This window comes from Streptomyces sp. NPDC048297, from assembly GCF_043201585.1.
Lineage (GTDB): Bacteria > Actinomycetota > Actinomycetes > Streptomycetales > Streptomycetaceae > Streptomyces.
Genome location: NZ_JBICZA010000054.1, coordinates 26,105 through 39,091, shown reverse-complemented (window position 1 = coordinate 39,091; position 12,987 = coordinate 26,105). Strand labels below are relative to the sequence as shown.

11 protein-coding genes are annotated in these 12,987 nt (G+C 73.1%); 5 read left to right on the top strand and 6 right to left on the bottom strand.

Features of this window, described 5'->3' with window-relative positions:
- Positions 1-126: 126 nt before the first annotated feature.
- On the top strand, positions 127-3,801 hold the full coding sequence (locus ACGFYV_RS35450; protein ID WP_393882653.1) for a CHAT domain-containing protein: 3,675 nt from the start codon (positions 127-129) through the stop codon (positions 3,799-3,801).
- A 112-nt stretch (positions 3,802-3,913) separates the two neighbouring features.
- Here ACGFYV_RS35450 and ACGFYV_RS35445 read toward each other — a convergent pair whose 3' ends face one another.
- Positions 3,914-4,279 carry a hypothetical protein gene (locus ACGFYV_RS35445; protein ID WP_393882652.1) on the bottom strand — a complete coding sequence of 122 codons (366 nt, stop codon included), beginning with the start codon at positions 4,277-4,279 and terminating at the stop codon, positions 3,914-3,916.
- A 163-nt stretch (positions 4,280-4,442) separates the two neighbouring features.
- Here ACGFYV_RS35445 and ACGFYV_RS35440 point away from each other — a divergent pair, with 163 nt between their 5' ends.
- Positions 4,443-5,081: a DUF1707 domain-containing protein gene (locus ACGFYV_RS35440; RefSeq protein ID WP_393882651.1), complete on the top strand. Its 639-nt coding sequence runs from the start codon at positions 4,443-4,445 to the stop codon at positions 5,079-5,081.
- Between the two features lie 87 nt (positions 5,082-5,168).
- On the opposite strand, the gene ACGFYV_RS35435 is transcribed toward ACGFYV_RS35440, so the two are convergent.
- The 5 genes from ACGFYV_RS35435 to ACGFYV_RS35415 form a co-directional block, all read right to left on the bottom strand.
- Positions 5,169-6,203, bottom strand: a complete 1,035-nt coding sequence (locus ACGFYV_RS35435) for a sphingomyelin phosphodiesterase (protein ID WP_393882650.1) — start codon at positions 6,201-6,203, stop codon at positions 5,169-5,171.
- 266 nt (positions 6,204-6,469) lie between these two features.
- Complete coding sequence (locus ACGFYV_RS35430) at positions 6,470-7,159, bottom strand: DedA family protein (RefSeq protein WP_393882649.1); 690 nt, start codon at positions 7,157-7,159, stop codon at positions 6,470-6,472.
- 49 nt (positions 7,160-7,208) lie between these two features.
- A complete protein-coding gene (locus ACGFYV_RS35425) occupies positions 7,209-7,859 on the bottom strand; it encodes a phosphatase PAP2 family protein (RefSeq protein WP_393882648.1) in 651 nt (216 codons plus the stop codon).
- A 250-nt stretch (positions 7,860-8,109) separates the two neighbouring features.
- Entirely contained in the window at positions 8,110-9,249 is a 1,140-nt protein-coding gene (locus tag ACGFYV_RS35420; RefSeq protein WP_393882659.1) for an MFS transporter, read from the bottom strand.
- A gap of 163 nt (positions 9,250-9,412) precedes the next feature.
- The gene (locus ACGFYV_RS35415; protein WP_393882647.1) at positions 9,413-10,135 is read right to left on the bottom strand and encodes a MarR family transcriptional regulator; all 723 of its coding nucleotides are present in this window, start codon (positions 10,133-10,135) and stop codon (positions 9,413-9,415) included.
- A gap of 284 nt (positions 10,136-10,419) precedes the next feature.
- Here ACGFYV_RS35415 and ACGFYV_RS35410 point away from each other — a divergent pair, with 284 nt between their 5' ends.
- The 3 genes from ACGFYV_RS35410 to ACGFYV_RS35400 all read left to right on the top strand — a co-directional run bounded on the left by ACGFYV_RS35410 (position 10,420) and on the right by ACGFYV_RS35400 (position 12,984).
- Positions 10,420-11,088 (top strand): DUF4097 family beta strand repeat-containing protein, encoded by a 669-nt coding sequence (locus ACGFYV_RS35410; RefSeq protein ID WP_393882646.1) that lies wholly within the window; start codon positions 10,420-10,422, stop codon positions 11,086-11,088.
- Between the two features lie 103 nt (positions 11,089-11,191).
- The gene (locus ACGFYV_RS35405; protein WP_393882645.1) at positions 11,192-12,196 is read left to right on the top strand and encodes an ATP-binding cassette domain-containing protein; all 1,005 of its coding nucleotides are present in this window, start codon (positions 11,192-11,194) and stop codon (positions 12,194-12,196) included.
- Positions 12,193-12,984 carry an ABC transporter permease gene (locus ACGFYV_RS35400; RefSeq protein ID WP_393882644.1) on the top strand — a complete coding sequence of 264 codons (792 nt, stop codon included), beginning with the start codon at positions 12,193-12,195 and terminating at the stop codon, positions 12,982-12,984. Before ACGFYV_RS35405 ends, ACGFYV_RS35400 begins: the two co-directional genes overlap by 4 nt.
- Positions 12,985-12,987 lie beyond the last annotated feature (3 nt).

Here is a 12,987-nt window from a genome sequence, read left to right as displayed (position 1 = left end):
AGTTCTCAATCAGTGGTCGGAGCGTCCCGGAGGACCGGGCGGCCATTCCTTCCGAGCCATCTAGGGCAACCACCCATCAGCCACACCCGGTCCTCGCGGACCGCCTCACATTCTTAGGGGCTTTCCATGAGTGTGCGCTCGGGCGACGATCCACTCCGTGACCTGCTGACGGCCAGGATCTGGGCCAGACTTCGCCAGTACGAGGAGAGCCGCGACCGGCGTCATGTCCTGGCGCCCGAGGCGCGGTCCGAGGCCTTCCAGCTCCTGAGGATGGTGAAGGAGCCGCTGGTCGAGACGGACACCGTGTACGCGGTGGGCATGTTCCTGTGGACGCGTGCCCGGCTGCTTCCCGGCTGTGAGGGGAAGGAGGACCTGGAGACCGCGGTTCTCGCGCTGCGCGTCGTGCACGCGTCCCGGCCGGACGCGGTGCCGGCCGAACTCGCGGTCCACATCCGGGAGGCCGAGGCCGGCATCGACACCAGCTTCCGTACCGAACACGACCTGGGCAACCGGCAGTTGCACCGCGGACTGGCCACCGGGGACGTGCCGGCCCTCGCGGAGGCGGTGCGGCGGTTCACCGAGGCACTGCGCCTCATGCCCGCCGGGCACGAGGACCGGGCGGGGTATCTGAGCGACCTCGGGGTGGCGCTGCGCAACATGTACGAGCGCACGGGCGACCTGCGCGCACTGGAGTCGGCGATCGCGTCCCTGCGGGAGTCGGTCGCCGCGGCGGCCGTCACCGACCCGGCGCGGGCCATGTTCCTGTCGAACCTCGGCGGGGCGCTGAACAACCGCTTCGCGGTGTCGCGCCGCCGCGAGGACCTGGCCGAGTCCCTCGCCCTGTCCCGCCAGGCCGTGTCCCTGAGGGCCCCGGACGACACCGAGTACGCGAAACGGTTGTCCAATCTGGGCGGCGCCCTGCTGGAACTGTCCGAACTCGACCAGGAACCGGCCACCCTGGACGAGACCCTGGACGTCCTCCAGCGGGCGGTCGACGCCACCCTGCCCAGCGATCTGAACCGGCCGCGGTACCTCGTCAACCTGGCCGGGGCGCTGGCCAGGCGGAGCCGGCGGACCGGGGACGTGGCCGACCTGGACCGGGCGATCGGCGCGCTCCAGTCCGTCGCCGGGGAGCTGCCGGGGAACCATCCGCTGCGGTTCGGGGCGCTCGTCAACCTCAGCGACGCGCTGCGCGACCGCTACCTCCTCACCGACAGCCGGCTCGACCTGGACGCCGGCGTGGACGCCGGGCGGGCCGCCCTGGACGCGATCGCGCCGGGCCATCCGCTCCACGCGGTCGCCGAGGCCACGCTCGGCCTCGCGCTGTGCGACCGGTTCAACCTCAGCCGCAACTCCGCCGACCTGGACTCCGCGATCGCCCTGCTGCGCTCCGCCGTCCGCTCCCTGCCCGACGGCGGGATGCGGCCGGGCGCCCGCACCGCCCTGGGCTCGGCCCTCGTGATCCGGGCCGAGTCCTCGGGTTCCGCCGCGGACCTGGACGCGGCGATCCAGATCCTGGAAGAGGCGGTCGAGGCCCTTCCGGACGGCCACTCGGCGCGGGAGCAGGCGGCCGGGCAACTGGAGAAGGCGCGGGCGCGCCGGCAGCGGTACGCCGAAAACCTGCGCGGCGCGGACCGGTGGATCGACCACTGGCGCACCGCGGAGCAGACCCCGCCGGCCGACGACCCGCTGGACCCGGAGAAGCCCAAGGTGCTCAACGACCTGGGCCTTTCTCTGTTCGGCCGGTTCCGGATCACCGGCGACGCCGCCGTGCTGGACGAGGCGGTCGAGAAGGTGCGGGCGGGGGTACGGGCCACGCCGGCCGGTGCGCCCCGGCTGACCGGCGCCCTGCCCGGCCTCGACGAGAGCCTGCTGCGGCATCGCGAGGCCGCGGCCCTGGCACCGGACGGCGCACCTGTGCGCGGAGTCGTCCTCCTCGAACTCGGCCGCGCCCTGGTGCTGCGTTACGCGTACGCCGAGGACACACAGGCCCTGGAAGAGACGCGCGCGGTCCTCGACGGGGCGGCGCGCAATCCGCTGCTGCGGCCCAGCGCCCGGGTGACGGCGGCGGAGGAACTCGCGCGCTGCCACGCGGAGTCGGGCGACTGGACCGCGGCGTGCGCCGCCTACGCGTACGCCATCGAGCTGCTTCCCGCGGTCGCACCACGGCACGAGGAACGCAGGACCCAGGAGAACGGGCTGAGCAGGTTCGCCTCGCTCGCCTCGGACGCGGCGGCCTGCGCCCTGCGCCTGGACGACCCGGACCGGGCGCTGCGGCTGCTGGAGGCGGGGCGCGGACTGCTGCTCGCCCAGGCGCTGGAGATCCGTACCGACGTGAGCGAACTGCGCCGCGCGCGGCCGGACCTCGCCGACCGCCTCGCCGCGCTGCGCGTCCGCCTCGACGCGCCCGACACGGAGTTCACCGCGGGACCGGCTGGGGCGGCGGGGGCGGGGGCCGGGTCGGCGGCGGGGGCGACGGCGGGCCATGTGGCGGGGGCGACGGCGGGCCCGGCGGCAGGGGTGACGACAGGCCCGGTGGCGGGGGTGACAACTGGCCCGGTGGTGGGCCCGGTGGTGGGCCCGGTGGCGGGTGGGCTGGGGCGGCGGGCCGCGCAGGAACGCCGCCGCGTGGCGGCCGAGTTCGACGCGCTGCTCGACGACATCCGCCGGCTGCCCGGCTTCGAGACCTTCCTCATGCCGCCCACCACGGCGGAGTTGTGCGCCCAGGCCCAGGAGGGCCCCGTCGTCGTGGTCAACACCAGCGACTTCCGCTGCGACGCGCTGGTCCTGCGCCCCGACCGGCTCCAGGTGGTACCGCTGACCGGCCTCACCGAGGCGGACGCGGACGCCCGCGCCGAGTCCTTCGCGCGCGCCGTCGCCGCCGGCCGGGACCACACGCGTACGGCGATGCAGCGCAAGGCGGCCCAGGACGCGGTGCTGGAGACCCTCGGCTGGCTGTGGGACACCGTCGCCGAACCGGTCCTCGACGCCCTGGGCATGGCCGCGGAACCCGCCGCGGACCAGCCCTGGCCCCGGATCTGGTGGTCGCCCAGCGGGGTGCTGAGCACCCTTCCGCTGCACGCCGCCGGCCATCACGGGCAGGATGCGGAGGCGGGCCGTACGGTCATGGACCGGGCGGTCTCCTCGTACACCCCGACCATCCGGGCGCTGGCCCACTCGCGGGCCTGGTCGCCCGGCAGCGGCAGGGTCCTCGCGGTCGCGCTGCCCGAGACCCCGCGGGCGACGGCTCTCGCGGGGGCGCTGCGCGAGATGCGGCTGCTGGCCTCCCGCTACCCGTACACGCTCACCCTCACCGGCGCGGAGGCCACGGGTTCCCGCGTCCTCGCAGAACTGCCGCACCACTCCGTCGCGCACTCCGCCTGCCACGCGGTGAACGACCCGGCCGACCCCTCCTCCGGCCGTCTCCTGGTCCACGACCATCTCGAACGTCCGCTGCGCATAAGGGACATCGCCCGCCTCGACCTCAGCGGGGACCTCGCCTACCTGTCCGCCTGCGAGACCGCGCGGAGCGGACCCGGGTTCGCCGCCGAGGCGATCCATCTGACCTCGGCCTTCCAGATCGCGGGCTACCGCCATGTGATCGGCACCCTGTGGCCCGTCCTCGACGACGCCGCCGCGGCCATCGCCGTCGACGTGTACGGCCATCTGCCGCAGCGCTCCGACGGCACCCCCGACACCGACCGCGTCGCACTCGCCCTGCACCACGCGCTGCGCAGGGTCCGCGAGAACTACCGTGCCGTTCCAACGCGTTGGGCCTCTCACCTGCACGTCGGCCGGTGAGGGCCGGTGACGCGGGGGCACGCCTGGGGCCCAGGTCGGAGACCTGGGCCCATTCGCGGTGCGCGTGTGCCAGTGGTGCGGGTGGGTCAGGGGCGTCAGTGGGGCAGGGGCGTCAGTTGGGCGGGCAGCCGAACAGGTTCACCGTGCCCTTGTCGGTGGTGTAGCCGAGGCAGCTGACGGTTCTGTCGTGCACGGTCTTCGTGTGGTCGACCGGCCCGTTCTCGTACTCGTCCTTGTAGTGCTTCAGCACGAGGGTGTCGATGTCGACCCTGACCCAGCGGTGCTTGTTGTCCGGCATGGTGCAGCCGTGGGCGGTCAGGTTGCGGCTGGGATCGTCGATCCATATCGCCTGTTCGGCTCGGTCGCAGTGCGCCCTGCCGTTGGCCGCGGCGGTACCGGCGCCGGTGCCGAGCAGGGCGGTGGCGCAGGTGGCCACCGCCGCGGTCGCGCCGAACAGGCGCTTGAGAGCGGGCTTCATCGAAGAGTCCTCCTGCCAGCTGTGGTGACGGCCGGGAGCGGCCGTGTCACCGTGGTGCGATCGTCACACCTGTCCGGGACGCCCCGCTCGCCGAGAAGCGGTCCCGTCCCCCGACCCGGTGACGTCCGTGGTGCCAATGCAGCAGGCGTATAGGGTGCCGGGCATGAGTCAGGAACCGGCGCGGTGGGTGGGCCAGGACCAGCTGGAGCAGCGGGTTTCGCATGACGACCGGGAGCAGGTCGCCGAGGTGCTGCGGGTCGCCGCGGGGGACGGGCGGCTGACCCTGGACGAGCTGGAGGAGCGGCTGGAGAGCTGCTTCGCGGCACGGACGTACGGCGACCTCGCGCCCCTGGTGGCGGACCTGCCCGGCGGGGCGACGACCATGGCGGAGCCGGCCCGGACGAAGGAGGTCGCGCGGGTCCGCCGGACCGGCGGGAACGCCCGGTACGAGGGCGCCTGGGAGGTGCCGCGCCGTCTGGAGATCGAGGTCCACGGGGGCAACGTCCTGCTCGACTTCACCTCGGCGACCGTGCGGCTGCCGGTCACCGAGGTCGTCGTGACGATGCACGGCGGCACCCTGCGACTGACCGTCCCGGACGGCTACGCCGTGGACGCCGAGGAGGTGGAGATCCACGGCGGCTCGGTCGTGCACCGCCGCGTGAAGGACCGCGTGCCGAACGCCCTGGTCGTGCACCGCGTCACCGTCACCGGCTCGATCGTCGGCGGCAACATCGTCGTCCAGCCCCCTCGCCCGCCCCGCCGGCCGGGCCCGCTGCGCCGCCTGCTGGGCCGGGACCGCTAGGCGCGAGCCCGTCTCCAGGAACGGGCGAACCCCCGGGTGTGGACCGGGGGTTCTCCGCTGCCGACGGGAACGAGCCGGATTCCGGACTCAGTCGAGCTGGAAGGTCGCCTCGACCGGGTAGTGGTCGCTCGGGGCGTCGGTGTCGCTCTGGCCGGCGGTCCAGCCGGGCTGCGGGTCGAAGTCCGTCTTCACGGTGGACATCGCGGTCGGGACCGGGCGGCCGGGGGCGTTCAGGTAGCCGATGTAGTCGAGGTCGTCCCGGTAGTCCTTCGGGAAGGACTCGACGCCGGACATGTACTGGCACCAGGCGGCGACCGAGCAGTCCATGGTGCGCAGGGTCTGGGAGGGGTCGGTGGCCGGGGTGCCGAGGACGCCGTTCACCGCGCTCTGGGCGCCCGCGTGGTCGCCGCGCGACCGGCCGCCGTAGTACTCCACGTTCAGGTCGCCGCCGATCAGCACCGGTGCGCTCGCACCGGCGATGCCGTCCACCCAGCCGCGGATCTCCCGGAGTTGGGCGAGGCGGGTGGACTGGGTGGTGTCGGTGGAGGTGCCGGACTCGTCGGCCTGCAGATGGGTGCCGACGACCCAGCTCTTCACGCCGCCCTTGTCGATCCGCGCCAGCGCCGCGCCCTTGTTGGCGTGGTAGTCCCAGGTGCCGTAGGTGGAGTTGCTGAAGACGTGGGCGTACTGCGCGGTGATCGGGTACTTCGACAGGATCATCGTGCCGCCGTTGATGACGAACCACGAGGTGGAGCAGTCACCGCTGATGCCCGTCCAGCCGCCGCCGGAGCAGGTCTGGCCGACGACCGGGGTGTGGTACGGGTACAGGTCGCCGAGCTTGCTGATGATGTCGGCGGTCGAGGTGCCGTTGAAGTTCTCGTCCAGCACGACGACGTCCGCGCTGTGCTTGCGGACGATCGACTCGATGACCGGGGTGCGCTGGGCAGCCCGCTCGTTCTGGGTGCTGTCGACGATCGGGGTGCCGAGGTCGACGTTCCAGGCGAACACCGACAGGGCGGTGCCGGGGGCCGCGCTCGCGGCGGGGGCCGGGTGGCTGCCGAGACCGAGGAGCAGAGCTGCCGCTGCGGAGGTGAAGGCGGCGGCAGTGCGACGCGAGACCATGCGCTCTCCAGGTGGAAGTGGGGGTCGCTCCCGCCCCGTGGCGACCAGCGGGGCGCGTGCATGACAGGCAGACCCTAGGAGCGCGCCGGTACCTCCGGTAGAACACCGAACGATCGACCCGTGGAGAAAAGGTGTATGGACAAGTTCAGCCGAGATGGGGTCGATCTACCCGACAGGACGCCGTTCTTCGTTCGCGGAGTGCGCACAGTCGCCCTGCCGCACGGGCACGACGCCGTCCCGCGCCTCGTCGTGGTCAGGAGGCCGGGTCAGGCCGGGGTGTCCTGGTCGTCGCGCGTGGGCGCGGGCGCGGGTGGGGGTGGGGGTGGGGACGCCGGTGCGGTGCGGCGGCGGCGCAGGTGGCGTGCGACCAGGGCGGCGAGGACGACGGCCGCGGCGGCGAGCACGTACAGCTCGTAGCGCTGGACGGCCGGGTACAGGGTGCCGATGTGGTCCCCGGCGAGGGCGCCGAGGGTGACCCAGGTGCCCACCCACAGCGCCGCCCCCAGCATGTTGAAGGCGAGGAAGCGCGGCCAGGGCATCTCGCTCAGCCCGGCGATGATGCCGTTGGCCTGGCGCAGGCCCTCGACGAAACGGGCGACGGTGACGACCTTGCCGCCGTGCCGGGCGAAGAATCCCTCGGCGCGGGCGACGCGCTCCGGGGTGAGCAGCACGTAACGGCCGTACCGCGTCACGAGACGGTGGCCGCCGAACCGGCCGATGGCGTAGCCGACGTTGTCGCCGCAGATGGCGGCCAGGAAGGCGATCAGGGCGACCACCACGATGTTCAGCCGGCCGGCCCCCGCGTACACGGAGGCGGCGATCAGCACCGTCTCCCCGGGGACCGGCACGCCGAAGTCCTCCAGGAAGAGCGCGCCGCCGACCGCCGCGTAGCCCCAGTGGTCGAGGAGCGGGGCGAGGTCGGCGAACACGCCGGGCAAGGGGGGAGGTGCGGTCATCGCGTCATCACCTCCGCGCACACACCGGTACGAGCCTGTGCTGCCGAGGCTACCGGGCGGGCTGCGCGGTCGCGGCGGTGCCCGCGCTCAGCAGGGGCCGCAGGGCGCCCCGGCCCAGGGCCTCGACCAGAGGGGTGGCCCAGCGGCGCAGCGCGAGGCTGGTGAGGTAGGCGACGGGCAGGGCGAAGAGGACGGAGCCGAGGACGTCGTGCGGGTAGTGGGCGCCGACGTAGACCCGGCTGAAGCCCTCCACCACGGCGAACACGGCCGCGATGGCGCACAGTCGGCGGTCCAGCAGGAAGAGCGCGGCCACGGTCGCCGCGGCGACGGTGGCGTGGCCGCTGGGGAAGGCGTAGTCCGAGGCCGCCGGGCAGGAGTCGATCAGATAGGCGTGCGGCATCGACCGGCAGGGCCGCACCTCGGCGACGAGCTTCTTGACCACCTCGGCGACGGCGAAGGCCACCACGACGGCGACCGGCGCGGCCAGCGCGAGCGTCATCGCCCCGGCGTCCCGGCGGCGCGCCTTCCACCAGCCCGCGACCATGAGCACCGCGAAGACGCCCAGGCCGAGGTTGGTCCACAGCTCCATGGGGGTGTTGAGCCACCGGGTGTCGCGGGCGAAGTCCGTGACGGAGGTGAACAGGGAGCCGTCGACACCGGATCCGTCGAAGGCCAGCCGGACAGGGGCGGGCACGGTCATGGGCGCAGGTCCTCCCGTGTGAGCACGAGGCGACACGGAGCCGCCCGCGCCGCCGGTCAGTCCCCACACCCGTGGTGACACATGGGTGACGTCACGGTGAAGCAGTGGCGGCTGCCCTTCGAATCTACTACATGTCGTAGAAGCAGGTCGCATGAGCCGGTGCGGGATGGTCGGGCCGTGCGGGCTGCTGGTCGGACCAGTCGGCAGTTCCGGGTGCGGCGAGGTGCGGCGAGGTGGGGCGGGGTGTGGCTCAGCCGGCCGCCGCGGCACGGCGGCGGACGACGGAGAGCGCCGGGCCGAGGGCGAGCAGGGCGGCGAGGGCCGCGTAGCCGTGTGTGAGGGTGGTCACGGAGGCGACCACGGCGACGAGCAACGGGCCGCCCGCGTCACCGAGTTCGCGGCCGAGTTCGGCGGCGCCCATGGTCTGCCCGAGGCGTTCGGGCGGGGTGCTCGCGGCCAGGGCGGCGAAGCCCAGCGGGGTGATCAGTCCGGTGCCGGCCCCGATCACGGCGGCGGCGAGGAGCAGGCCGGTCAGCCCCGGCAGCATGGCGCAGGCCAGACCGGCGGCGGTGAGCAGCAGGCCGGCCGTGAGGCCGGTGCGGGTGGTCAGGCGCCCGTCGTCCAGGGCGCGTCCGGCCCTCGGCTGGACGAGCGCCGAGCACGCGGCGAGCACCGACACCGCGGCACCGGTGGCGACCGTACCGAGCCCGGCGACCCGGCCCGACACCGGCAGGAAACCCACGCCGACCGACAGGGCCGCCGTCGCCGCGGCCAGCGCGGCGGTCGGCGCGAGGAAGGCCGGATCCGCCAGGCGGCGGGCCAGGTCCAGCACCGTCTGCCGGGCCCTGGGCAGCGGCGGTACGACGGGGACGGCGAGCGCGGCCCAGCCGGCGACCGCCGCGCCCAGCACCGCGAGCACCGTGAACAGCAGCCGCAGGCCGCCGGCCCACACCAGCACCCCGCCCAGCAGCGGGCCGAGCGTGTAGCCGATCGACTTGTAGAAGCCGTAGCTTCCGAACGCGCGGCCGTGTTTGGCGGCCGGGTTGAGCCGGGCCACCAGCGCGGACGCCGAGGGGGAGAACGCGGAGGCCGCCGCGCCCTGGCCGAAGCGGGCGGCCCACAGCCAGCCGGGGCTGTCCGCGACGACGTACAGCGCCGAGGTCACGGCGAAGGCGACGAGCCCGCCGAGCAGCACCGGCCGCGCGCCGATCCGGTCCGCGAGGGTCCCGAACACCGGCTTGAGCAGTACCTCGGCGCCGTCGTACAGGGCGAGCAGCCCGCCCAGCACCAGCAGCGAGGTGACCGCGCCGGTGGCGTGCCCGCCGAGGTTGGCGGCGATGCCGTGCGCGCCGAAGGCGGTGGTGAACCCGGCCGCGTACAACGGCCACATCCGCCGGGCCGGAGCGGCGCCGGCGGCGGCCCGCCCGGTCACGGGGACGCGAGGGCGACGGCGGGCTGCTTCCATGCCTGCCACGGTACGGCGCCGGGCGACGACGAGACCGGGAGATGACGAGACCGGGCGACGACGGCCGACAGATGACGGGGCCGAGCGGTTACGAGGTCTGCTCGGGCTTCGCGTGGAGGACCTCGCGGGCCTGCTCCGCGGCGCGCGCTATGCCCTCGGAGACGAACTCGACGAAGCGGGCGATGTTCTCGAGGCGGGTGGCGGCCGGGCTGCCGGAGCCGAGGATCCTGACGCCCTGCCGTGCGATCTCGCCGAGCTGGGCGGTGGCGCGGGCGCCGGCCATCGTGGACTGGTACATGACGTCGTCGTCGACGATGTAGCGCTCGCGGCGGCGCTCGTCCCGCTCCCGGCGGATGAGGCCCTGGCTCTCCAGGAACGCGACCGCCTTGGAGACGGACGCGGGGCTGACCTGGAGGCGCTGGACGAGTTCGGAGGCGGTGAGGCTGCCCTCGTCGGTGGTGTAGAGGCAGGCCAGGGCGCGGGCGGTCATCCGGGGCAGGCCGGACTGCATGAAGACGGCCGTGAACGTCTCCTCGTACGCGCGCACGGCCTCGTCGTCCCGCCCGTGCGCCTGCGGGGCGGCCTTCGCCTCCCGGGGCGCGGCCTGCCTGCGGCGGTGGGCGCGGTGTTCGGTGGCGCGGTGGGCGAGGTCGGCACGGTAGGCGGTGGGGCCGCCGTTGCGCATGACCTCGCGGGTGACGGTCGAGGTCGGGCGTTCCAGGCCCCGGGCGATCTCCGCGTAGGCGAGGCCGTCGGCCAGCCCCAGCGCGATCTGCCGGCGTTCCTGCTGGGTGAGTCTGCCTCCCGGCATCGCTGCCTCCTTCGCGGCCTTGCCTGTGATGTCGCCAGCATAGCCTTCATTCCACAACCATTGCAACGCTCACCTCTCCAGCTATTGCATTGAAGTTCAAACCATTGCAACACTTTCATGGCCTTGGCCAGCATGAATGACATTCGCACGCAACGCACTCGTTGCCACATCACTGAATGCAACGTAGCTTTTCCATCGTCGGAAAGCAGCGCGACGCAAAGGCCGCACCGCGTACACGGCACAGGCACAGACACAGACACAGATGCAGACACAGGGAGAGCACCATGCAGAAGTTCGACACCCCCGCCGCCGTCACCGCCCACCTCGACATCCCCGCCGGCCGCATCCAGCTCATCGCCGCCGACCGCGCCGACACCACCGTCGAGGTCCGGCCCACCGACCCCGCCAAGAGCCGCGACGTGAAGGCGGCCGAGCGCACCGAGGTCGTGTACGCCGACGGTGTCCTGCGCGTCGAGGTCCCGGCGGCGGGCAGCCGGGTGATCGGCCCCTCCGGGTCCATCGAGGTGACCGTCCAGCTGCCCTCCGGCTCCCGCGTCCAGGCGAAGACCGCCAGCGGTGAACTCCGGGGGGTGGGCCGGCTCGGCGACGTCGTCTTCGAGGGTCAGCAGGCCACCGTCAAGATCGACGAGACCGCCGACGCCCGCCTGGCCACCGCCGCCGGCGACATCGCCGTCGGCCGCCTCGGCGGCCCCGCCGAGATCAGCACCCAGAAAGGCGACATCCGCATCGACGAGGCCACCCGCGGCGCCGTCGTCCTGCGCACCGAGTCCGGCCACATCACCATCAGCGCCGCCCACGGCGTCTCCGCCTCCCTCGACGCCGGCACCCCCAGCGGCCGTATCCGCAACGCCCTCAAGAACACCGACGGCACCCCGGAGTTGGCCATCCACGCCACCACCGGCCACGGCGACATCAGCGCCGACAGCCTGTAACCGCCCGCAGCCGTACGGCGGTACAGCCCAGCACCGCCGTACGGGGCCGTACCGCCCGTACCGCCGTACCGCCCGTACCGCCCGTACAGAAGGAGCACTCCTCATGACCGACCTGGCCATCGCGGCGACCGGCCTGCGCAAGTCCTACGGCGACAAGGTCGTGCTCGACGGCATCGACCTGGCCGTACCGGAGGGAACGGTCTTCTCCCTCCTCGGCCCGAACGGCGCCGGCAAGACCACCGCCGTCAAACTCCTCTCCACCCTCATCTCCCCCGACCCCGACCCCGCGTCCGCCCCCGGCGGGATCCGCGTCGCCGGGCACGACCTCGCCACCGACCCGCAGGCAGTGCGTGCCGCGATCGGCGTCACCGGGCAGTTCTCCGCCGTCGACGGCCTGATCACCGGCGAGGAGAACATGGTCCTCATGGCGGACCTGCACCACCTCTCCCGGCGCGAGGGGCGGCAGGTCACCGCCGCACTGCTGGAGCGCTTCGACCTCACCGAGGCCGCGAAGAAGCCCGCGTCCACGTACTCCGGCGGCATGAAGCGCCGCCTCGACATCGCCATGACGCTGGTCGGCAGCCCCCGGATCATCTTCCTCGACGAGCCGACCACGGGCCTCGACCCGCGCTCCCGGCACACCATGTGGCAGATCATCCGCGAACTCGTCACCGGCGGCGTCACCGTCTTCCTCACCACCCAGTACCTGGAGGAGGCCGACGAACTCGCCGACAGGATCGCCGTGCTGAACGACGGGAAGATCGTCGCGCAGGGCACGGCCGACGAACTGAAGCGGATCGTCCCGGGCGGGCACGTCCGGCTCCGCTTCACCGACCCGGCCGCCTACCGGAGCGCCGCCTCGGCCCTGGACGACGCCTCCCGCGACGACGAGTCCCTCGCGCTCCAGATCCCCAGCGACGGCAGCCAGCGCGAACTGCGCTCCGTCCTGGACCGGTTGGACTCGGCCGGCATCGAGGCCGACGAACTCACCGTCCACACCCCCGACCTCGACGACGTCTTCTTCGCCCTGACCGGCGACGGCGCCCGCATCCCCCGCCAGAAAAGCCAGACAAGCCAGCCGAACGAGCCCAAGGAGAACGCCCGATGAGCACCCTGTCCCTCGCCGCCCGCGACTGCTCCACGATGCTGCGCCGCAACCTCCTGCACGCCCGGCGCTATCCGTCGCTCACGCTGAACCTGCTGCTCACACCGATCATGCTGTTGCTGCTCTTCGTCTACATCTTCGGCGACACCATGAGCGCGGGAATCGGCGGCGGTCGTCCGGACCGCTCCGAGTACATCGCCTACATCGTCCCGGGCCTGCTGCTGATGACCATCGGCAGCACCACGATCGGCACCGCGGTCTCCGTCTCCAACGACATGACCGAGGGCATCATCGCCCGTTTCCGCACGATGGCGATCCACCGCGGTTCGGTGCTCGTCGGGCATGTCGTCGGCAGCGTGCTGCAGGCCGTCGCCGGCGTGGTCCTCGTCGGCGCCGTCGCCGTGGCCATCGGCTTCCGCTCCACCGATGCCACCGTCCTGGAGTGGCTCGCGGCGTTCGGACTGCTCGTCCTCTTCGCCACGGCGCTCACCTGGATCGCCGTCGGCATGGGCCTGATCAGCCCGAACGCCGAGGCCGCCGGCAACAACGCCATGCCGCTGATCCTGCTGCCGCTGCTGTCCAGCACGTTCGTCCCCATCGACGCGATGCCGGGCTGGTTCCAGCCCGTCGCCCGCTACCAGCCGTTCACACCCGCCATCGAGACCCTGCGCGGCCTGCTGCTCGGCACCGGCATCGGCGACAACGGCTGGCTCGCGCTCGCGTGGTGCGTGGGCCTCGCGGTGCTCGGCTACTTCTGGTCGGCCGCGAAGTTCAACGCCGACCCGCGCTGAACA

What these genes read in the sequence shown, in the direction of transcription:
- ACGFYV_RS35450 (WP_393882653.1), top strand. Translation starts at nt 127, where the DNA reads ATGAGTGTGCGCTCGGGCGACGATCCACTCCGTGACCTGCTGACGGCC.
- ACGFYV_RS35415 (WP_393882647.1), bottom strand. Translation starts at nt 10,135, where the DNA reads ATGCCGGGAGGCAGACTCACCCAGCAGGAACGCCGGCAGATCGCGCTG.
- ACGFYV_RS35425 (WP_393882648.1), bottom strand. Translation starts at nt 7,859, where the DNA reads ATGACCGTGCCCGCCCCTGTCCGGCTGGCCTTCGACGGATCCGGTGTC.
- ACGFYV_RS35400 (WP_393882644.1), top strand. Translation starts at nt 12,193, where the DNA reads ATGAGCACCCTGTCCCTCGCCGCCCGCGACTGCTCCACGATGCTGCGC.
- ACGFYV_RS35420 (WP_393882659.1), bottom strand. Translation starts at nt 9,249, where the DNA reads ATGTGGCCGTTGTACGCGGCCGGGTTCACCACCGCCTTCGGCGCGCAC.
- ACGFYV_RS35405 (WP_393882645.1), top strand. Translation starts at nt 11,192, where the DNA reads ATGACCGACCTGGCCATCGCGGCGACCGGCCTGCGCAAGTCCTACGGC.
- ACGFYV_RS35445 (WP_393882652.1), bottom strand. Translation starts at nt 4,279, where the DNA reads ATGAAGCCCGCTCTCAAGCGCCTGTTCGGCGCGACCGCGGCGGTGGCC.
- ACGFYV_RS35410 (WP_393882646.1), top strand. Translation starts at nt 10,420, where the DNA reads ATGCAGAAGTTCGACACCCCCGCCGCCGTCACCGCCCACCTCGACATC.
- ACGFYV_RS35435 (WP_393882650.1), bottom strand. Translation starts at nt 6,203, where the DNA reads ATGGTCTCGCGTCGCACTGCCGCCGCCTTCACCTCCGCAGCGGCAGCT.
- ACGFYV_RS35440 (WP_393882651.1), top strand. Translation starts at nt 4,443, where the DNA reads ATGAGTCAGGAACCGGCGCGGTGGGTGGGCCAGGACCAGCTGGAGCAG.
- ACGFYV_RS35430 (WP_393882649.1), bottom strand. Translation starts at nt 7,159, where the DNA reads ATGACCGCACCTCCCCCCTTGCCCGGCGTGTTCGCCGACCTCGCCCCG.